17 protein-coding genes are annotated in these 20,020 nt (G+C 64.4%); 8 read left to right on the top strand and 9 right to left on the bottom strand.

Annotated elements, in window-relative coordinates; all coding sequences use genetic code 11:
* The first annotated feature begins 3 nt into the window (after positions 1-3).
* Both BFN03_RS06330 and hrpA read left to right on the top strand, forming a co-directional pair.
* On the top strand, positions 4-837 hold the full coding sequence (locus BFN03_RS06330) for a hypothetical protein (protein ID WP_157109567.1): 834 nt from the start codon (positions 4-6) through the stop codon (positions 835-837).
* Between the two features lie 156 nt (positions 838-993).
* Positions 994-4,881: an ATP-dependent RNA helicase HrpA gene (gene hrpA / locus BFN03_RS06325; protein WP_070378300.1), complete on the top strand. Its 3,888-nt coding sequence runs from the start codon at positions 994-996 to the stop codon at positions 4,879-4,881.
* A 14-nt stretch (positions 4,882-4,895) separates the two neighbouring features.
* Here hrpA and nrdR read toward each other — a convergent pair whose 3' ends face one another.
* The 3 genes from nrdR to BFN03_RS06315 all read right to left on the bottom strand — a co-directional run bounded on the left by nrdR (position 4,896) and on the right by BFN03_RS06315 (position 5,968).
* On the bottom strand, positions 4,896-5,360 hold the full coding sequence (nrdR, locus tag BFN03_RS06320; RefSeq protein WP_070380673.1) for a transcriptional regulator NrdR: 465 nt from the start codon (positions 5,358-5,360) through the stop codon (positions 4,896-4,898).
* 73 nt (positions 5,361-5,433) lie between these two features.
* Positions 5,434-5,586: a hypothetical protein gene (locus BFN03_RS20395; protein WP_157109566.1), complete on the bottom strand. Its 153-nt coding sequence runs from the start codon at positions 5,584-5,586 to the stop codon at positions 5,434-5,436.
* Entirely contained in the window at positions 5,567-5,968 is a 402-nt protein-coding gene (locus BFN03_RS06315; protein WP_070378299.1) for a hypothetical protein, read from the bottom strand. The genes BFN03_RS20395 and BFN03_RS06315 overlap by 20 nt, the downstream gene beginning before the upstream one ends.
* A gap of 268 nt (positions 5,969-6,236) precedes the next feature.
* Between BFN03_RS06315 and lexA the strand changes: the two genes are divergently transcribed.
* A complete protein-coding gene (gene lexA / locus BFN03_RS06310; protein ID WP_070378298.1) occupies positions 6,237-6,968 on the top strand; it encodes a transcriptional repressor LexA in 732 nt (243 codons plus the stop codon).
* A gap of 86 nt (positions 6,969-7,054) precedes the next feature.
* Here the strand turns inward: lexA and BFN03_RS06305 are convergent, their stop codons facing one another.
* The 3 genes from BFN03_RS06305 to ptsP all read right to left on the bottom strand — a co-directional run bounded on the left by BFN03_RS06305 (position 7,055) and on the right by ptsP (position 11,357).
* Positions 7,055-8,197, bottom strand: a complete 1,143-nt coding sequence (locus BFN03_RS06305) for an acyl-CoA dehydrogenase family protein (RefSeq protein ID WP_070378297.1) — start codon at positions 8,195-8,197, stop codon at positions 7,055-7,057.
* A 95-nt stretch (positions 8,198-8,292) separates the two neighbouring features.
* Positions 8,293-9,627, bottom strand: a complete 1,335-nt coding sequence (locus BFN03_RS06300) for a uracil-xanthine permease family protein (protein ID WP_442971866.1) — start codon at positions 9,625-9,627, stop codon at positions 8,293-8,295.
* A gap of 59 nt (positions 9,628-9,686) precedes the next feature.
* A complete protein-coding gene (ptsP, locus tag BFN03_RS06295; protein WP_070378296.1) occupies positions 9,687-11,357 on the bottom strand; it encodes a phosphoenolpyruvate--protein phosphotransferase in 1,671 nt (556 codons plus the stop codon).
* A gap of 167 nt (positions 11,358-11,524) precedes the next feature.
* Between ptsP and BFN03_RS06290 the strand changes: the two genes are divergently transcribed.
* From BFN03_RS06290 to BFN03_RS06270, 5 genes are all read left to right on the top strand, one after another.
* Entirely contained in the window at positions 11,525-12,292 is a 768-nt protein-coding gene (locus BFN03_RS06290; protein WP_070378295.1) for a DeoR/GlpR family DNA-binding transcription regulator, read from the top strand.
* A complete protein-coding gene (locus BFN03_RS06285) occupies positions 12,289-13,269 on the top strand; it encodes a 1-phosphofructokinase family hexose kinase (RefSeq protein ID WP_070378294.1) in 981 nt (326 codons plus the stop codon). Before BFN03_RS06290 ends, BFN03_RS06285 begins: the two co-directional genes overlap by 4 nt.
* Before the next feature lie 16 nt (positions 13,270-13,285).
* Positions 13,286-15,331, top strand: a complete 2,046-nt coding sequence (locus BFN03_RS06280; RefSeq protein WP_070378293.1) for a PTS fructose transporter subunit IIABC — start codon at positions 13,286-13,288, stop codon at positions 15,329-15,331.
* Positions 15,332-15,399: 68 nt separating this feature from the next.
* On the top strand, positions 15,400-15,657 hold the full coding sequence (locus BFN03_RS06275; RefSeq protein ID WP_070378292.1) for an HPr family phosphocarrier protein: 258 nt from the start codon (positions 15,400-15,402) through the stop codon (positions 15,655-15,657).
* Positions 15,658-15,765: 108 nt separating this feature from the next.
* Positions 15,766-16,440, top strand: coding sequence for a cyclase family protein (locus BFN03_RS06270; RefSeq protein ID WP_070378291.1), 675 nt, complete (start codon positions 15,766-15,768; stop codon positions 16,438-16,440).
* On the opposite strand, the gene BFN03_RS06265 is transcribed toward BFN03_RS06270, so the two are convergent.
* From BFN03_RS06265 to dapF, 3 genes are all read right to left on the bottom strand, one after another.
* A complete protein-coding gene (locus BFN03_RS06265) occupies positions 16,429-17,553 on the bottom strand; it encodes a hypothetical protein (protein ID WP_070378290.1) in 1,125 nt (374 codons plus the stop codon). The two genes, BFN03_RS06270 and BFN03_RS06265, sit on opposite strands and share 12 nt — an antisense overlap.
* Positions 17,546-19,000 (bottom strand): GTPase HflX, encoded by a 1,455-nt coding sequence (hflX, locus tag BFN03_RS06260; protein ID WP_070378289.1) that lies wholly within the window; start codon positions 18,998-19,000, stop codon positions 17,546-17,548. The genes BFN03_RS06265 and hflX overlap by 8 nt, the downstream gene beginning before the upstream one ends.
* Before the next feature lie 83 nt (positions 19,001-19,083).
* Positions 19,084-19,953, bottom strand: coding sequence for a diaminopimelate epimerase (gene dapF, locus BFN03_RS06255; protein WP_070378288.1), 870 nt, complete (start codon positions 19,951-19,953; stop codon positions 19,084-19,086).
* Positions 19,954-20,020: the final 67 nt, after the last annotated feature.

The following is a 20,020-nucleotide window of genomic DNA, read 5'->3' as shown; positions in this document are numbered from 1 at the left end:
ACATTGCAACCACACTCGGGGGAAGCACCGAGCACCCCGCCCCCAGCCAACCCGATGATGCCCCCCATCGGACCGCAGGTTCCATCGAAAGAGAAGAACACGCTGGGGCTGATCGGCCTGATCGTCGGCATCGTCGGACTCATCCTCGTATGCATCCCGGTGGTGCTCATCCTCGGGTGGGTGTTGCTCCCGATCGCCTTCATCCTCGGAATCGTCGGGGTGGCCCAGTCCGGAAAGGCCAAGGGCACAAGTATTGCCGCGATCGTCGTCTCGATTGTCGGGGCACTCGCCGGCATGATCGCAGCCTTCGTCTTCTTCGCGAGCGCTGTCGATGAGGCCCTCGACGACGCTCTCAATGAACTGGAGCTTTCGGCACCTGCCCCGGCAGTCAGCGGCGACAACGAAGGCAAGAGCGGTTCCGAAGCCGGTAGCAGGCAGAACCCACTTCCGATTGGCGAGACGGTAGCCAACGAAGACTGGGAGATCACGCTCGGCACTCCCCGAGAGGCGTGGGCCGAGATCGCAGCCGAAAACCAGTTCAACGACCCGCCCGAGGCGGGTATGGAGTTCTGGATGGTTCCGCTCACAGCCACCTACACGGGAGAGGACACCACACTTCCCTGGCTCGATATCACCGCAGAGTTCGTCGGCACGGACAACCGGACCTACGGGGATGAATGCGGAGTCCTCCCCAACGACCTCTTCGATATCGACGAGCTGTACCCAGGCGGCACCATCGAAGCGAACGTGTGCGCTGCGGTCCCCGCGGGTGCCGATGGACTGTGGTCTGTGTCTACCGGCCTTCTCGGTGAGCCGGTCTTCTTCGCAGCTCCCTAGCGGATTCGGCTGAAGCATAGCCACTCCCGCCACACATACCGGGTCGAGACCGCATCGCTCGACCCGGTACGTGGGCACTACAGGTCGTACTGGACCGAACCACACTTGCAGCCACATCGAAGCGCGACGAGCGGGTTTGGCTACGCTGTTGCCAGCATGTCCACCACATCACCGCGCCGATCGGAACTGAAGAAGAGCCTCGGCGAACTCACCCTTCGAGACGAGCACCGGCTTCGCCGACGGCTCGATCGTGCGCGCACACCCGAGGCACTTGCCGCGCTGTCGGACGAGATCGTCTCGGCGCGCACACGCCTGGCCCGCAAGCTTGCTGCAGCACCGGCCATCGAGTACCCCGATTCCCTTCCGGTGAGCCTGCGGCGCGACGACATCGCAGACGCGATCTCCAAGCACCAGGTGGTCATCGTCGCGGGCGAGACAGGGTCCGGCAAGACGACGCAGATCCCGAAGATCTGCCTCGAGTTGGGCCGCGGCGTGCGTGGGCTGATCGGCCACACCCAGCCCCGACGCCTCGCCGCCAGAACCGTCGCCGAGCGTATCGCCGAGGAACTTCACGAGGAACTGGGCGAGACCGTCGGATACACGGTGCGATTTACCGACCAGGTATCGGACGGGACCAGGGTCAAACTGATGACCGACGGCATCCTGCTCGCCGAGATTCAGCGCGACAAGATGTTGCGCCAGTACGACACGCTCATCATCGACGAAGCGCACGAACGCAGCCTCAACATCGACTTCATCATCGGCTACCTGGGACAGCTGCTCCCCCGCAGACCTGATCTCAAGGTGATCATCACATCTGCCACCATCGATCCCGAGCGATTCGCGCAGCACTTCGCTCGCGATGGGGTTCCCGCACCGATAATCGAGGTCTCGGGGCGAACATTCCCCGTCGAGATCCGGTACCGCCCGCTCACGGTGGACACGGGTGAGCAAACGTTCGACCGGGACCCGGTCGACGCTGTGTGCGAGGCCGTCGAAGAATTGTTCGCCGAGGGCGATGGCGACATCCTGGTCTTCCTGTCCGGCGAACGAGAGATCCGTGACACCGCCGACGCCCTGCGCGACCGGAAACTGCGGGGAACCGAGATCGTCCCCCTGTATGCGCGTCTGTCCGCCGCTGAGCAGCACAAGGTTTTCACGCCTCACACCGGGCGCAGGGTGGTGCTGTCGACGAACGTCGCCGAGACGTCCCTGACCGTGCCTGGGATCAGGTACGTCGTCGACCCCGGAACTGCCCGCATCTCCCGGTATTCGGTACGCACGAAAGTGCAACGCCTACCGATCGAACCGATCTCGCAGGCTTCCGCCCGCCAGCGCTCCGGGCGTTGCGGCCGTGTTGCCGACGGGATCTGCATCAGGCTCTACTCGGAAGAGGACTTCGAGTCCAGACCCGCGTTCACAGAGCCGGAGATCTTGCGCACCAATCTCGCTTCCGTCATCCTTCAGATGACGGCACTCGGCCTCGGCGACATCGCCGCATTCCCATTCGTCGCGCCACCCGACCCGCGGGCGGTCCGCGACGGTGTCGGTCTACTCCAGGAACTCGGAGCGATCGAGCACAAGACCAAGAGCGGACTGCCCGTCCTCACCACCGTCGGTCGGGAACTTGCTCGGATACCGGTCGATCCACGGATGGCCCGGATGCTCGTCGAGGCGCACCGGAACGGATGTCTGTCCGAGGTGCTCGTGATCGTATCTGCACTGTCCATACAAGACGTGCGAGAACGTCCAGCCGAGTTCACGCAGGCCGCGGACGAGAAGCACGCCCGGTTCAATGTGGAGAACTCCGACTTCCTCGCTTTCCTCGAGCTATGGAAATACCTTCGAGAGCAGCGGAACTCGCTGTCGTCCAACCAATTCCGCAAGATGTGCCGTAACGAATTCCTGCACTGGCTGCGTATCCGCGAATGGCAGGACCTGCACGGGCAACTCCGCCAGATCACCCACAGACTAGGTTGGGAGCCCAACACCACCCCCGCGACTCCCGCCGCGATCCACCAGTCCTTATTGGCAGGACTGCTGTCACACATCGGGCTGCGCGAGGGAGAGAAACGAGACTTCCTCGGTGCCCGTGGATCTCGGTTCGCGATCTTCCCCGGGTCGAGCTTGTTCAAGAAGCCGCCGCGGTGGGTGATGGCCGCGGAACTCGTCGAGACCTCACGTCTGTGGGCGCGGATGTCCGCCCGAATCGAACCCGAATGGGCCGAGAAGCTCGCCCCTCATCTCGTCAAACGCACCTACTCTGAACCGCACTGGTCGTCCAAGCGGGGTTCTGCCGCCGCCTGGGAACGGGTGACGCTGTACGGGATCCCCCTCGTCGCCCGACGTGCGGTCAACTACAGCACCATCGATCCCGAGGTATCCCGGGAACTGTTCATCCGCCACGCGTTGGTCCAGGGTGAGTGGCAAACTCACCACAAGTTCTTCCACGCCAATCGGGCGCTCCTCGAGGACGTCGAAGAACTCGAGCACCGCGCACGTAGGCGCGACATCGTCGTCGACGACGACGTCCTCTACGACTTCTACGATCAACGTGTCGGCTCGGAAGCGGTGTCCGCCCGCCATTTCGACTCCTGGTGGAAGGTGGCGCGGCGCACCACACCCGACCTGCTCACGTTCACCCAATCGACCGTCGTGAATGCCGAGTCCGCGGCAGTCCTCGGCGGCGACTACCCCGATGCCTGGCGTCAAGGCGACATGCAGTTCCCGCTCACCTACCAGTTCGAGCCCGGAGGCGAAGATGACGGCGTCACAGCGCGCATCCCGATCGCCCTGCTGTCGGGCCTGCGGCCGATCGGTTTCGACTGGCTGGTCCCCGGCATGAGAACCGAACTGGTTGCCGCGCTCATCAAGACGCTGCCCAAGACCCTTCGGCGACAAGTGGTTCCAGCTCCCGATTTCGCAAACGCCGCTCTGGTCGCCGTCACTCCGCGATCCGAACCACTCGTCACGGCGATGGCACGCGAGTTGTCGCGACTCGGAGCATGCCGCATCGACCCTGCGAACTTCGATCCCACTGCGCTACCCGACCACCTCCGCATGACCTTCCTCGTAGTCGACGAGAACGGGGCGGTCCTCGATCGGAGCAAAGACCTCGCCGCGCTACAGAGGTCACTCGCGCCTCAGGCGCAGGCGGAAGTAGCCAAGGCCGCCTCGAATTCGGAGCGGCCACCGGCACTCACCTGGACACCCGATACCCTCGGCTCACTCGAAACCACCGTGACCCGGGAAGTCGGCGGACAGAAGGTCATCGGTTACCCCGCCCTGGTCCCCGAGGGTGGCGGCGTCGCCGTGCGGGTGCTCAGCACCGCTGCAGCTCAACGTGCCGCCATGCTCGCCGGAACGCGAAAGCTGCTCCTCACCGCAGTCCCCACGCAGACCAAGACCGTGACGTCCGGTCTGAGCAATGCACAGCGACTCGCGCTGGGGCAGAACCCCGACGGCAGCCTCGACGCTCTGATCGAGGACTGCCGCAACGCAGTGGCGAATAAGTTGATCGCAGCGCACGGTGCGACGATTCGTACACCGCAGGAATTCGACACCCTGGTGACCAGAGCACGATCGGAAATGGCCCGCGGAGTGACGGCGCTGCTGCGAGCAGTGGTACCGATACTCGAGGCTGATCACCGCCTTGCGGTGGTCTTGGACCGCGCCCGCGGCGAGGCCGCGGACGACGTTCGACAGCAGCGAGAGTCCCTCCTCTTCCCCGGCTTCGTTGCCGACCTGGGCGCGGCCCGGCTCCGCGAGCTACCCCGGTATCTCGCCGCCGCGACCGCGCGCCTCGAGTCCCTGCCGGGTAGCGCAACCCGTGACACGAAGGGAATGGACATTCTCGATCGTGTGTATGCCCGGTACGAACGCCTACTTTCGGCGTTGCCGGAGGAGCGCCTCCACTCTGCCGAGCTCGATACGATCCACTGGATGATAGAAGAACTGCGGGTCAGCCTCTTCGCTCAGGCTCTCGGAACCCCGATCCCTGTCTCGGAGAAGCGAATCCTGAGCGCTATCGAGAAGGTGCGCTGACACACGGAATCAGGTCACTCCTCCTCGCTGGATTCCCTTTGTACGCGCAGTTCTTTGATCTCGCGGGCGAAGTCCTCCGCAGAGCTGAACGAGCGGTACACCGATGCGAAACGCAGGTACGCCACTTCGTCCAAATCCCTGAGCGGCCCCAGAATCGCCAGGCCGACCTCATTGCTCGGGATCTCGGCCGACCCTGACGCGCGGACGGTGTCCTCCACCTGTTGGGCAAGAAGATTCAGCGCATCATCGTCGACCTGACGCCCCTGGCAGGCGCGGCGCACACCCCGCACGACCTTTTCCCGACTGAACGGCTCGGTGACACCACTACGCTTCACAACCGATAGGACCGCGGTCTCGACGGTCGTGAACCGGCGACCACACTCGGGACACGACCGGCGCCGCCGAATGGCCTGTCCTTCGTCTGCTTCTCGCGAATCGACCACACGTGAATCCGGGTGCCGACAGAACGGGCAGTGCATGGCGAATCCTTCGTCGTAGCCGTCGTGGCCGCAACAGTTCGCCTCCCCCGGTGGCGAACCAACGAGCACGGGTTCACTCAACGGATGCACGATCTCGAAGCGACCAGACGAAGTGGTGGAACTGTCCGCGTCCGAGACTACCCGTCCGCTCGATGACACCGTCATGCAGCGTCGCGGCGATCACGACGTGGTCGACGCCGGAACGATCAGCCTCCTGTCTGAACATGAACTACCTCCGTCACGACCGCGCCCCCTGTCGTGCCCGTGGTGGCGACGGCGTCCGTAGTGGCGACGAGAGCCACCCCGAAGAGGCCGCACAGCACCCCCGCCGTGATCGCTACGGTCGCGAGCACCATCCGCCACCCGACCTCTGCCTCTGGACGCACATGCGCGGCGCAGGAGACGCCGACCCGGCCCGACCCATACGAAACAGAACCGGAAGCCGGACGCCGAAGGTCACCATCGCCGGCACGTCGCCGAAGCTCGGTCCTCGACCTCCCGTACGCCGCAGCGGTCCTCGGGCGACCACCACCCCGCACGTGCGCCATCCTGTGGGGTTCTGACTGCCGGTCGAGAAATGACTGCCGGTCGAGAACTGCGTTGCTCATACGTACCTCCGCTGCTCGTTTCCCTCACCAACCAACTGGGCTGCGATCCCGCCGGGCACTTACCCCTTTCAGGCCTTCGCTCATGCGTTCGAAAGAACACATGTTCGATTCTTACCATGGCGACCCGACAAAATCACCACATCTCCCGACCCGTGTCGAACAGATGTTTGAAACTCGGGCGAAAGCGGGATAGATTCGAGTCACCCGGCACAGCAGTCACACGCGACCCACACCTCGATCACCCACAGAAAGACGGAGGCACCCAGCGATGAGGGGCGACAGCACGAAAGACGGCTCGAGTACACGTGTAAGCGGTGGCTCCGCCGCCGGATTGACCGACCGGCAGCGCCGCGTCCTCGAGGTGATCCGTACGTCCGTGAATGATCGTGGCTACCCCCCGAGCATCCGGGAGATCGGCGACGCCGTGGGCCTGACGTCCACCTCCTCGGTCGCCCATCAGCTCCGCACTCTCGAACGCAAGGGCTTCCTCCGCCGCGACCCCAATCGTCCGCGTGCAGTCGACGTACGCGGCCTCGACGAGTCGGCAGCGGGCGTCGGGTCCGACTCGACCGTCAGGATCGATCCGGCTGCCGTCGTATCTTCCGCGGACGACGAATCACACCCCGAACCCACGTTCGTCCCCGTTCTCGGCCGCATCGCCGCGGGCGGTCCCATCCTGGCCGAGGAGGCTGTCGAGGACGTCTTTCCCCTCCCGCGGGAACTCGTGGGCCAGGGCTCGCTGTTCCTCTTGAAAGTGGTGGGAGAGTCCATGATCGATGCTGCAATCTGTGACGGCGATTGGGTCGTGGTCCGTCAGCAGAACGTGGCAGAGAACGGCGACATCGTCGCCGCGATGATCGACGGCGAGGCCACGGTCAAGACGTTCAAGCGCACGGGAAACGAGGTCTGGCTGATGCCACACAACCCGCTGTTCGAGCCGATTCCCGGTAACGACGCCGCGATCCTCGGCAAGGTGGTAACGGTCATGCGCAAGATCTAGCGAGGGCCCGGGTAAATCGAAGAGCCCTGCGGCATCGCCGCGGGGCTCTCGTGGACGAACAGCGAATGCGCGCTTGTGCAGAGCCGTCAGAGATTCAGACCCCGACCGATGATCTCCTTCATGATCTCGGTCGTGCCGCCATAGATGGTTTGCACGCGAGAATCCAAATATGCCTTGGCAATCGGGTATTCCTTCATGTAGCCGTAACCACCGTGCAGTTGCAAGCACCGGTCGATCAGCCGGACCTGCGCCTCGGTCGTCCACCACTTCGCCATCGCAGCGTCTTGCACCGACAGTTTCCCATCGCCCAGCATCTCGATGAACTTGTCGACGAGGACACGGACCGCTGTGGTCTCGGTGGCAAGTTCGGCGAGTACGAACCGGGTGTTCTGAAAGCTGCCGATCGACTTACCGAACGCCTTCCGGTCCCGGCAGTACTGAATGGTCATGTCCAGCGCCGATTCCATCGCCGCCGCGGCCACAACCGCGATCGACAACCTCTCTTGCGGAAGATTCTTCATCAAGTAGAGAAATCCCATTCCCTCCTCACCGAGGAGGTTGGCGGCGGGAACCCGGACATCGGTGAAGCTCAACTCGGCCGTGTCCTGTGCCTTCATCCCGATCTTGTCGAGATTGCGGCCGCGCTCGAAACCCGGCATGCCCCGCTCGACCACGAGGAGGCTGAATCCTTGCGAACCCTTGTCCGGGTCGGTACACGCGACGACGATCACGAGGTCCGCGTTGATTCCGTTTGTGATGAAAGTCTTCGATCCGTTGAGAACCCAATCGTCGCCATCACGCACCGCACGAGTCTTGATTCCCTGCAGATCACTACCGGTGCCGGGTTCGGTCATCGCGATTGCCGTGATCAATTCACCTGAGGCGAAGCCGGGCAGCCAGCGCCGCTTCTGCTCCTCATCGCACAGATCGAGCAGGTAGGGCGCCACGACGTCGTTGTGCAGCGTGAACCCGATGCCGCTGTATCCGCCGCGGGTGTTCTCCTCGGTGACAATCGCGTTGTACCGGAAGTCCTGTACTCCGCCGCCACCGAATTCCTCCGGCACCGCCATACCGAGGAAGCCTTGCTTACCGGCCTCCACCCATAGGCTGCGGTCGACGATGTTCTGCTCTTCCCACCTCGCATGGTTCGGCTCGGCATACTGTGCAAGAAACTGCTTGTACGACTGTCGAAACAACTCGTGTTCCGGTTCGAACAGGGTGCGCTCCACGCCGACTCCTCACGTCAACTGCCAGGGTACGTCTCGTTCGACCGTAGAGACGGCAGCCGCTGCGGGGCATGACCCAGGTGATCGGGTTTCGTGACTCATGCGTTCTTCCGTCTGGCTCCCTTGAACTTTGTGAGCGAACGCATCACGGGGTATGCAACCAGAATGCCCACCGACCCCCAAGCGATCCCACCGAGTTCCACCGACCCAATGGTCAATGTCAGGTTGCCTATGCCCGCGACGAGCGCTGTCGCGACCACGGTCAAGTTCACCGGATCGGTGAAGTCCACCTTCGCATCCATCCAGATCCGCACACCCAGAACGCCGATCAGTCCGTACAGCACGAGAGTCGCACCGCCGATCACGCCACTGGGGACGGTGAACACCAGCGCGCCGAATTTCGGCGAGAATGCCAGCACCACCGCGGTCGCGGCGGCAACCCAGTAGGCGGCGGTGGAATAGACGCGTGTTGCGGCCATGACACCGATGTTCTCCGCGTAGGTGGTGGTGCCGGAGCCGCCGCCGAATCCAGCGAGTGAGGTAGCCAGCCCATCCGCGACGAGCGCATCGCCGGCAACGTCGTCGAGCGGACGCCCGGTCAGCGCGGCCACCGCCTTCACGTGACCGACGTTCTCCGCGATCAACACAATGACCACGGGAAGTGTCAGGGCGATCACCGACCACTCGAATGTCGGCCCCTGCAGTTCGGGCACCCCGAACCAGTCCGCCTGCCGCAGTGCCGCTACGCGCTCTTCGGCGAGTCCGCCGTTCAAAGCCGCGAACACCCACCCGATAACCACGCCGACCAGGATGCTCAGACGCCCGAGCAGTCCCGGACCGATGACCGTCACGAGCAGGATCGAAAGAAGCGTCACACCGGCTATCAACGGCTGCGATTGAAACGAGTCCACCGCCACAGGCGCGAGATTGAGCCCGATCAGTGCAACGACGGCACCCGTAACGACGGGGGGCATACAGGCATCGATAACCCGTGATCCGGCGCGCTTCACCACCACGCCGACCAAGAGCAACAGCACACCGGCCGCCACCACGCCACCGAGTTGCGCTGCGGCGCCCGACCCTTGCGAAGCCGTAAGCGGTGCGATGAACGCGAACGAGGACCCGAGGTAGCTGGGGATTCGGCCTCGGGTGATCAGTAGGAACAGCGCCGTTCCGATACCGGAAAACAGCAGCGTGGTCGTGACCGGGAAACCCGTGATGGTCGGGACGAGCAGGGTGGCGCCGAACATGGCGATGACATGTTGCATCCCGATCCCGACGGTGCGGGGCCATGTCAACCGTTCGTCCGGCGCGACGACCTCGCCGTCGATGATCCTCCGACCGTCACCGTGAACCGTCCATCCGAAGGTTCGCGAGAATACCGAGGGTTCGGGCGTGCGGGGGCCATCGTCGCGAGTGATTCTGTTGGTCACAAGTCGGCAATAGTAAGCAGGCTCCCCGAGTCTCCGTAATTCGGTGCAGGTTTCGCCGACTAGCCCTCGAAGATCAGGGTCGCGGCGGCTCGCGCTTCCACGGGGTCGCTCGTCGCGAGGACCGCCTCCGCAGCACGCCGACACGTGTCCAACGTCACGGTGCCTAGCTTCGCCCCGACACCCGGCACTGCGGCAGCGGCGCACGATAATGACGTCGCACCCAGACCGACGAGCACACACGCGAGGAGTGGGTCCGCTGCGGCCTCGCCGCAGATTCCCACCGGCTTACCGGTTGCGCCACCGGCGTCTGCGGTGCGAGCCACGAGCGCGAGCACCGCAGGCTGCCAAGGGTCGGTGAATGACGCCAGCTCAGGGGACATTCTGTCGGCGGCCATCGTGTACTGCGCGAGGTCGTTCGTGCCGATTGACAGGAAGTCAACGTGCTCGAGAAGCCTGTCTGCGAGCAGTGCTGCCGCCGGAACCTCGATCATCACACCCGGCACCAGCCCGCGGGCCCGAACCTCTGTGGCGAAAGACGCGGCCTCGGCAGCGGTGGCGATCATCGGTGCCATCACCCACGGCTGCGATCGAGTCCGATTGGCCGCCAAAGCAATTGCATCGAGCTGTCTACTGAGGATTCCCGGGTTGTCGGCCGCGATTCGGATACCCCGAACACCGAGTGCCGGATTTTCCTCGTCCACTTGACGGACGAAGCGAAGTGGCTTGTCCGAACCTGCATCGAGCGTCCGGATCACAACCTTGCGCTCCGCGAACGCCTCGAGCACTTCGGCATAGATCTCGGCCTGCTCGTCGATGCCTGGCTCGGAATCGCGGTCCAGGAAACACAACTCGGTACGAAAGAGGCCGACACCCTCGGCGGCAGTCGTACTGGCCGACCGCGCACCCGCACCATCTTGGACATTGGCCAAGATCGATACGGACACACCGTCACTCGTTCGGCCCGGACCCTTCCAACCCTGGATGCGTGCCCGGTCGGCCCGGCTCTGCTCCACCGCTGAGCGAGCCTCTCCTGGGTCCGGTTCCACCACAAGTTCCCCGGCCTCACCATCGAGAAGTACGGTCGTACCGGCGGTGACGGACTCGAGGCCGTCCGCCGCTACGACGCAGGGGATCCCGAGCTGCCGAGCGATGATGGCTGTGTGGCTGGTCGGTCCACCGAGGACGGTGACAAGACCGACGATCATTTCAGGATCGAGACCCGCCGTGTCGGCAGGAGCCAGGTCTCGCGCGCAGAGGATCGACGGAGTCTCGGGCGTCGAGATGCCGGGCTCCGGGAGACCCAGGAGTTCCGAGAGGACCCGATCCCGAACGTCGCGAAGATCCGTTACGCGCTCTGCCATCAGCCCTCCCATCTTGGTGAACAAGACGACGAACTGCTCGGTTGCCTGGGCCGCCGCCTCCTCGGCGGGGGTTCCGTCCGCAATCAGCTTTTGTGCCGCGCCCAGCCAGCCGCGGTCCACCGCCATGGCGGCATTGGCCAGCAGTACCTCGGTGGCCGCGCCGGAGGCCGTGGACGCACGATCACGTAGCCGCTGCGCGACCACAGCAGCCGCCTCTTCGAAACGGAGCTTCTCACCGTCCCGCGACGACGCATCGATGCGCGGCAGCCCAGGCTCGAGCTCGGGTCTCGGAGAAGGCCAGATCACCGGCGCGTACGCGACACCAGGAACTACCGGTGTTCCTCGCACGGCTTCGCGGGTTTCGGTCATCGGATCCTCCTGACTGGCTCGCTTCTGCCTACGTGATGGAGATTACCCTCGCCCTTGACGTGCCAACATAAGTGGGCGTAAAACAACATGAAGCAACATTGTGGTGCGCCCGCCTCAGCTGATCGCATCACCGAAGGATTCATCGACAAGAGTTGGAAGGGAGACGCGTGTATCCGGAAGAACGCCGGCAGGAAGTCGCCACCATGATCTCCCAACGGGGACGCGTGTCGGTGGCGGACTTGGCCGACACTTTCGGCGTCACCACCGAGACCGTCCGCCGCGACCTCGCTCTTCTCGAGCGCCTCGGGCACGTCCGCCGAGTGCACGGCGGCGCCGTGCCTGCAACCACCCTCACTGTTACCGAACCAGGTTTGGTGGAGCGCGAGCACACTCGGGCGGAACAAAAAGACCGGATCGCCAAGCTCGCAGGCTCCTACCTTCCAGCATCTGGGGGCAGTGTCCTGCTCGACGCGGGAACCACCACGGGACGCATCATCAACGGCTTCCCCCCCGATCTCGATCTTTCGGTGATCACCAACTCGGTTCCGATCGCGGCTCGCCTCGCGGGGTTCAGTTCGATCAATCTCCACATGCTGGGCGGCCGCGTCCGGGGAACCACGCAGGCCACGGTCGGAGATGAGGCCCTTCGCATCCTCGACCTCCTTCGAGTCGATGTAGCGTTCATCGGCACCAACGCGCTGAGCGTCGAACACGGTCTGTCCACGCCCGATACCGAAGAGGCGGCGGTAAAGCGCGCGATGGTGCGCTCTGCCAACTGCGTGGTCGTCGTCGCCGACGCATCGAAAGTGGGTCGCGAACACCTCGTCAGCTTCGCGCCCATCCACAGCGTGGACATCCTCATAACCGATGACGAGATCAGTCCGACAGACCGCGCCAGCTTCCAAGACCGAGAGATCGAGGTGGTGATCGCATGATCGTTACCCTGACCGCCAATCCGAGCATCGACCGCACGGTCGATCTGGGTGGACGCCTCGAACGAGGGACGGTCCTGCGCGCAAGAGCGACCCGCAGCGAACCCGGCGGCAAAGGCGTGAACGTTGCGCGGGCACTCACGTCGGCAGGCATCGCGGCTATCGCGGTCGTGCCCGGCAACGAGGAGGATCCGCTGTTGGCAGCTCTGTCCGATCACAAGATCGAGCACATCGGCGTGGCGATGCCCGGTGCAGCCCGCACCAACATCACGATCACCGAACCGGATGGCACCACCACCAAGATCAACGAACCTGGCATCACGATGTCCGAGATATCCCTCGCAGATCTGCAGACCGAGATCATCGAGCACGGGTCCCGCGCGGATTGGGTCGTGCTGTCCGGTTCGCTACCCCCCGGTGTTCCCACCGACTGGTACGCGGCGCTCGTAGAGGAGCTTCGCTCGTCGCCGTGCCGCGTCGCCGTCGACACGTCGGATGCCCCTCTCCTCGCCCTCGCCAACCGATTTCCCGCGGCTGCCCCCAACCTGCTCAAACCCAACAGCGAGGAACTCGCCCAGGTGACCGGCGCCGACGCGGCACTACTCGAAAAGTCTGCGCTACGCGGAGACTGGGCGGTCACCGCACACGCCGGCCGGCAACTCGTGGACCGCGGGGCCGGAACAGTCCTCGCCACACTCGGTGCCGCCGGCGCGGTACTCGTGACGGAGGCCGGCGCCTGGTCCGCAACCTCACCACCGATCGTCGCCCGCAACACCGTGGGTGCAGGCGATGCATCCCTGGCTGGATACCTCGCGGCGCATGTCGGCGGCGGCGCGCCCGCGGACTGTCTCCGTTCAGCCGTCGCATACGGCACAGCGGCCGCGGCACTCCCCGGCACCGCGTTGCCGACACCCGCGTACGTCGATTTCGACACCGTCACTGTCACCGATCTCCACTCCCCCATCTCCGACCCGGCCTGAAACAAGAGGAAACACCATGTCCGACAACTCGCTACCCGACCTTCAAGCGGGTTCACGGATTATCAGCGAAGACCTGGTCTCCCTGGATTCCGACCTCGGGGCCTCCAAAGCCGAGGTGATCTTCGCACTCGCCAATCGTCTCGCGGACGCCGGACGTGCCACCGATGCGGTTACGCTCCACGAAGCCGCAATGGAACGTGAATCCCACTCGGCGACAGGCCTTCCAGGTGGAATTGCCATCCCTCACTGCCGCTCGGTGAGCGTTCGGTCAGCTTCCCTCGGATTCGCTCGGCTCGATCGGCGTGTCGACTTCGGGGCCCCTGACGGGACAGCCGACCTCGTATTCCTCATCGCGGCCCCCGAGGGTGCCGGCACCGAGCACATGAAGTTGCTCTCCTCACTCGCACGGGCACTGGTGCGCCCCGAATTCGTCGGCGCACTACGTGCTGCGAACACAGCGACCGATATCGTCACCCTGGTCGAGGGCGTTCTCTCGACCCCAGCGACACAGACTGCCGCACCCCCTTCCGAACGCGAACCGGCGCCAGAAGCGAATTCCGGATCAGCGGCACCGAAGCACATCGTCGCCGTCACGGCATGTCCCACAGGTATCGCCCATACCTACATGGCTGCCGACTCGCTCGTCGCAGCCGGCAAGCGTGCGGGTGTCACCGTCCACGTGGAGACCCAGGGTTCGGGCGGTAGCGCCCCGCTGGCGCCGAGGTTGATCGCCGGTGCGACCGCCGTCATCTTTGCCACCGACGTTCAAGTCAGGGGCAAGCACCGGTTCGCAGGCAAACCCGTGGTCACATCCGGGGTGAAACGTGCGATCAACGAACCCGACAGGATGATCAGCGAAGCGCTGCACGCGGGTTCGGACCAGTCGGCCGCGACTGTGGACGTCGACCGTCGCACGCCCGACCCGGAAGTGTCGGTCGGCACGACCGGATGGGGCACCCACCTACGGCAGGTGCTGCTCACCGGTGTCAGCTACATGATCCCGTTCGTCGCCGCCGGCGGCCTTCTCATCGCGCTCGGCTTCCTGATCGGCGGATACGAGATCTCCGAGCCCGCAACGGATATTGTCCTCAACAACTCCCTGGGCAACCTACCGGACGGTGGGCTCGCAACATACCTGGGCGCAGTGCTGTTCCAACTTGGGTCGTTGGCCTTCGAATTCCTGATCCCCGCCCTGGCCGGCTACATCGCATTCGCGATCGCAGACAGACCGGGTCTCGCACCAGGCTTCACGGCGGGTGCTGTAGCCGCGTTCGTGGGCGCGGGTTTCATCGGCGGACTCGTCGGTGGTCTGATCGCCGGCGCGGTGGCGTTGTGGCTCACCCGGATCGCGGTTCCCAGATGGCTGCGCAGTCTGATGCCGGTGGTCGTCATCCCATTGTTCGCGACTCTGATCGTCGGTGCACTGATGTTCCTGGTTCTGGGCCGTCCGCTGGCCGCGATCACCTCAGGCCTGACCGACTGGCTCAACGGACTGTCGGGTAGTTCGATTCTGTTCCTGGGCGTCGTTCTCGGGCTGATGATGTGCTTCGACCTCGGTGGCCCGGTAAACAAGGCGGCGTACGCGTTTGCGGTGGCCGGACTGAACGTCAACGACCCTGCGTCGCTTCGCATCATGGCCGCTGTGATGGCGGCGGGAATGGTACCGCCACTGGCGATGGCAGTCGCCTCGACGATTCTGCGTCCCAGCTTGTTCAGCGAGGCCGAGCGCGAGAATGGCAAGGCTGCGTGGCTGCTGGGCTCGGCGTTCATTTCCGAAGGTGCCATTCCATTCGCCGCAGCCGACCCCTTGCGCGTCATTCCTTCGATGATGGTTGGCGGTGCGGTGACCGGGTCACTGATCATGATGTTCGACGTCAGCCTCAGCGCGCCGCACGGCGGTTTCTTGGTGTTCTTCGCCGTCGGAAATCTGCTGTGGTTCGTCGTCGCGCTGGCCCTCGGTGTCCTCGTGGCAGCGCTGTGCGTCGTCGGCGCCAAGGAATTCATCAGGCCCAGCACCCCTGATGCCGAACTCGACCAGGGCAGAGTGGCAGTCGCAGTATGACATCGGTTCATCCACTCGACCTAGTTGTTTCCACCCGAATTACCACTACCCGAACAAGGAGAAATTGCATGCCCAGCACCACAGTTGCAGTAGGTTCGTCCATCGGCCTGCACGCCCGCCCCGCCGCAGTCATCGCCGAAGCAGTCGCGACCGCCGGAGTGCCCGTCACGCTCGCAGTTGCGGACGGCGAACCGGTAGACGCAGGGTCTGCCCTGCTCATCATGACGCTCGGTGCCTCCAAGGGCACCGATGTCACCGTCACCAGCGAAGATGCCGATACGGTCGAGAAGGTTGCGCAACTGGTGGCGACAGACCTCGACGCATGACAATGTTCCGGCGTCAGCAAATGCGCCGGAACGGCGGGTCGACGTAGTGCACACTACGAACAACTTCACTCAGCACTGACGTGTCGTCCGGACGACAGGAACAACACCATGCCTGTTCGCATCATCGACCTCAGCCAGCCCCTGACGCCCGGGATGTCGGTTTTCCCAGGAGATCCGGCCTTTTCCTTCGAGACCGTGACGACGATTCGGGCCGATGGGTTCCGTGTGTCCGCACTACACATGGGAACTCATAGCGGCACCCACGTGGATGCACCCGCACACCGCATCGAGGATGCCGCCACGATCGACGAGGTCGACCTGACCTTGTTCCATGGCCGTTCGCGAATCATTCGAGTGCCCGAGACGCGGAGGCAGCAACGCATCGGCCTCGATCGCGTCATCACGCAGCTCGACGGTCTGGTGGCGGGAGAGATCGTGATCTTTCAGACCGGCTGGTCCGAGCGCTTCAACACACCGGCGTATTTCGAGCACCCCTTCCTGGATGTCGAAATTGCCGACTACCTCGCCTCCCACCAGATTCGATCGGTCGGTGTCGATCTACCGAGCCCGGACTTCTCACCCACCGAAGCCCAATCGCGGGGCGATCTCGGCGCCGCACACCTCCCCTTCCACGAAGTCATTCTCGGCGCCGAGGGAGTCATCTTCGAGAACCTGGCGAACCTCGCCGCTGTGACGACCCCGAGTCCCTTGTTCTCGGCGTTCCCGATTCGCCTGGCGGGCCTCGACGGTGCCCCCGTTCGCGCTGTTGCCCTAGAGGGCTGACGACCGAACTCGGCGAAGGGCGACGTAACCGAGAACTGCCGTCAGCGCGACCCCGAGAAGGGCGGCGACACCGATCTCCCACCGTGTTCCGGAGGACTCGGCCGATTCATCATCGACAACGGTCCCGGCAGGTTGCGTGCCCTGCACCAGCGACACAGCACCGGGAAGCACCTGAATCGCGGGAATCGGCCCCTCGCGGGCTTCGGACGCGATCAGCAGATCCCCGCTCTCGGTGAACGCGACCGATTCACCCTGCGGTTGCTGCGGCACCCGCGCACGCACGACGGGACCCGATGCGAAGGCCGACAGCAGGTCACCGTCCGGTGCCGAGTAGAGGAACACGTCGGAGTAGTTCCGCACGGCGGCGACGGTCCCGTCCGCAGACACCGCCCCACCGGTGAACATCGTCGGTCGCAGCGAGGGCGCGGCGTTGCCACTCCCTTCGACCCCCTTGCCGCTGGTCTCCGAGGGGTCCAGCACCGCCACCTTCTCGAGCGGCGTGGGACCGGGTGTGGCCAGTCCGCCCACTCCCACGTCACCGACCGGCCTGTACACACTGCCCACCCCGAGAATCTCCTTCGTGACGATCAGCGGGGTGCCGTCGCGTTGGATCAAGAGCGTCTCGGCGTCATGCGGACCGTCCGGATACGTCAAACGGTGCAACTCTCCAACACCGGTGTCACGGTCCATTGCAATGAGTGCCACGGTTTCACGTCTACGCCCGTTGTCGCCGACATCGGCCAACCACAGGCGCCCGTCCGGTCCGAGGGCCATGTCTTCGACATCGTATGGATCGACGGGTAGAGGAAGCCAGCGCTGCACCACGCAGTCCGCGTCCATGACCGCGACGGCACGATCGGAACCGCTGTCACCGACCGCATACAGCAGTCCGGCGGCCGAGACGAGCCCGGACAGTTCCTCGAGTGACGACTCCGCCGGTGCGCCGACGTCGGAGTCGTCGGGTGTGCAGATCGGGGTGAATTCCGCCGCATCGACCAAGATACGGTCACGTAGGACCGGCTCCGCTGACCCGGTCGTACCCGTCACCAGTGATGCGCAACCCACGAGCGCGGCAACGGCGGCCGCCGCGGCCCACCGCCGGCGGTCAGGCACTGCCGGCGTACTGAACCAAGGCCGAGGCCAACGACTCGGGCACCCGCGCATGAACGCGTGTGCCGTCCTCCCCGTGGGAGGAGTCGAGAATTTGCCCGTCCGCGTGAATTCGGGACATGAGGTCGCCCCGGGTATACGGAAGCAGGACGCTGATCTCGATCTCCGGTCGGACCAGAACTTCGGAGAGATGCCCCCGCAACTCCGCGATGCCTTCGCCGGTCCGGGCGGAGACGAACGACGCGCCGGGCAACAGTCCGCGCAATTGGGTCAATGTGACCGGGTCCGCCGCATCGACCTTGTTCACCACGATGAGTTCGGGTGGCGCCGGTGCATCATTCTCACTGAGCACCTCAGTGATCACCTCGCGCACCGCCTTGATCTGATCCGTGGGCAGTGGATCGGAACCGTCGACGACGTGCAGCAGCAGGTCCGCGTCTGTGACTTCCTCGAGCGTCGACCTGAAGGCCTCGACCAATTGCGTGGGCAGGTGCCGCACGAAACCGACGGTGTCCGTCAGGGTGTACTCGCGCCCGTCATCCAGCACGGCACGGCGCGTAGTCGGATCGAGGGTGGCGAAGAGCGCGTTCTGCACAAGTACGCCGGATCCGGTCAACGCGTTGAGCAGGCTCGACTTACCGGCGTTCGTGTATCCGACGATCGCGATGGATGGCGCCTCACTGCGGAGTCGGCGGGTGCGCTTCGTGTCGCGGGCGGCCTTCATTCCTTTGATCTCGCGGCGCAGTTTTGCCATCCGCTCACGGATACGACGCCGGTCCGTTTCGATCTTGGTCTCACCAGGACCGCGCAGACCCACGCCACCGTTGCTGCCGGCACGACCGCCCGCCTGCCGGGACATCGACTCACCCCAGCCGCGCAGTCGCGGCAGCATGTACTCCATTTGCGCCAGAGTCACCTGCGCCTTGCCCTCTCTGGACGTGGCGTGTTGGGCGAAGATGTCGAGGATCAGCGCTGTCCGATCGATGACCTTGACCCTGACGACCTTCTCCAGGGCAGTCAACTGCGCAGGTGTGAGCTCACCGTCGCAGATCACGGTGTCGGCGCCAGTCGCGAGCACGACCTCGCGAAGTTCCTCGGCCTTGCCGGAACCGATGTAGGTGGCCGCGTCAGGTTTGTCACGCCGCTGGACAAGACCCTCGAGGACCTCCGATCCCGCAGTTTCGGCGAGTGCCGCAAGTTCGGCCATGCTGGATTCGGCTTGCGCCACGGTCCCCTGCGTCCAGACGCCGACCAGCACCACGCGTTCGAGGCGCAACTGCCGGTACTCGACCTCGGTGATATCGGTGAGCTCGGTCGAAAGCCCGGCGACCCTGCGCAATGCGCTGCGGTCCTCGAGTTGCATCTCGCCGACCGAAGGACTCCCGTCGTCGTAGGCGAGCTCGGCGAAGTCGAAGATCGGCGTTTCTTCTGTGCGATGTGATTTCGTCATACACCCTCATAATCCCACAAAACGTCCGGGGCATGATGATCACACGGAACGCCCAGAGCGCGCACGCGCATTTTGCGAAGCGATCAGGCGACGGCGTTCCACCAGCTGTCGGCGAGATCTCCTGATGCCACGAGTGTGGAGGGACCACGAAGGGTTGCCTGCCCATCGGACAGCGCCACGGTTACCTGACCACCGGGAATGCGGACATTCACCTCACCGGAGTCGGACCCGTCGAAGCGCAGCGCGGCTGTCGCGGCGGCTACCGTACCGGTGCCGCACGATCTCGTCTCGCCGACCCCGCGCTCGTGCACACGCATGTCGACGGCGCCGGCTTCGATTCGGGTGAGGATCTCCACGTTCACCCCGTGCGGGAAGAAGCCGGGATCGAATCCCGGGGCGGCCGTCAGGTCGAGTGCCGCGAGTGAGTCCGCTGTCAGATGTGGATCCACGCAAGCCAGATGCGGATTACCGACGTCTATGCCGATTCCGCTCAAGACCTTGCCGTCGATGGTCGCGGTGCTGGTACCCAGATCCCGGACGGCACCCATGCCCACGGTCACATCTCCGTCGGCGCCGTCTGTGGAATGCACGATCACCGGCCTACCGCCCGCCCGGCTACCGACCACGAACTCTTCACGTGCCTCGAAGCCCGCCGACCGAAGGTAGTGGGCGAAGACTCGAACACCGTTGCCGCACATCTCGGCAATCGATCCGTCCGCGTTGCGGTAGTCCATGAACCAGTCGTCCTCGGACACACCGCCGGGAAGCTCGGCGAGCACACCGGCCGTCACGAGTGCACCGGCCTTGGCCACGCGCAGGACCCCGTCAGCTCCGATCCCCCGTCGACGATCACACAACGCGGTCACCCGCGCAGCAGACAAGTCGATGCGGACCTCGAGATCGGGCAGGACCACGAAGTCGTTCTCGGTGCCGTGCCCCTTACTGAAGTCCATAAGCACCACTCTATCGAACGGCACCGAACAAACAGTTCGTCCACGCCTCCTTGCTATTTCGTCGCAT

This window comes from Rhodococcus sp. WMMA185 (assembly GCF_001767395.1).
Lineage (GTDB): Bacteria > Actinomycetota > Actinomycetes > Mycobacteriales > Mycobacteriaceae > Rhodococcus_F.
This window is presented reverse-complemented; position numbering and strand designations above follow the sequence as displayed.

Coding starts and splice junctions, on each gene's coding strand:
- BFN03_RS06275 (WP_070378292.1), top strand. CDS start 15,400: ATGCCCAGCACCACAGTTGCAGTAGGTTCGTCCATCGGCCTGCACGCC.
- lexA (WP_070378298.1), top strand. CDS start 6,237: ATGAGGGGCGACAGCACGAAAGACGGCTCGAGTACACGTGTAAGCGGT.
- dapF (WP_070378288.1), bottom strand. CDS start 19,953: ATGGACTTCAGTAAGGGGCACGGCACCGAGAACGACTTCGTGGTCCTG.
- BFN03_RS06315 (WP_070378299.1), bottom strand. CDS start 5,968: ATGAGCAACGCAGTTCTCGACCGGCAGTCATTTCTCGACCGGCAGTCA.
- BFN03_RS06285 (WP_070378294.1), top strand. CDS start 12,289: ATGATCGTTACCCTGACCGCCAATCCGAGCATCGACCGCACGGTCGAT.
- nrdR (WP_070380673.1), bottom strand. CDS start 5,360: ATGCACTGCCCGTTCTGTCGGCACCCGGATTCACGTGTGGTCGATTCG.
- BFN03_RS20395 (WP_157109566.1), bottom strand. CDS start 5,586: ATGTTCAGACAGGAGGCTGATCGTTCCGGCGTCGACCACGTCGTGATC.
- hrpA (WP_070378300.1), top strand. CDS start 994: ATGTCCACCACATCACCGCGCCGATCGGAACTGAAGAAGAGCCTCGGC.
- BFN03_RS06270 (WP_070378291.1), top strand. CDS start 15,766: ATGCCTGTTCGCATCATCGACCTCAGCCAGCCCCTGACGCCCGGGATG.
- ptsP (WP_070378296.1), bottom strand. CDS start 11,357: ATGACCGAAACCCGCGAAGCCGTGCGAGGAACACCGGTAGTTCCTGGT.
- hflX (WP_070378289.1), bottom strand. CDS start 19,000: ATGACGAAATCACATCGCACAGAAGAAACGCCGATCTTCGACTTCGCC.
- BFN03_RS06280 (WP_070378293.1), top strand. CDS start 13,286: ATGTCCGACAACTCGCTACCCGACCTTCAAGCGGGTTCACGGATTATC.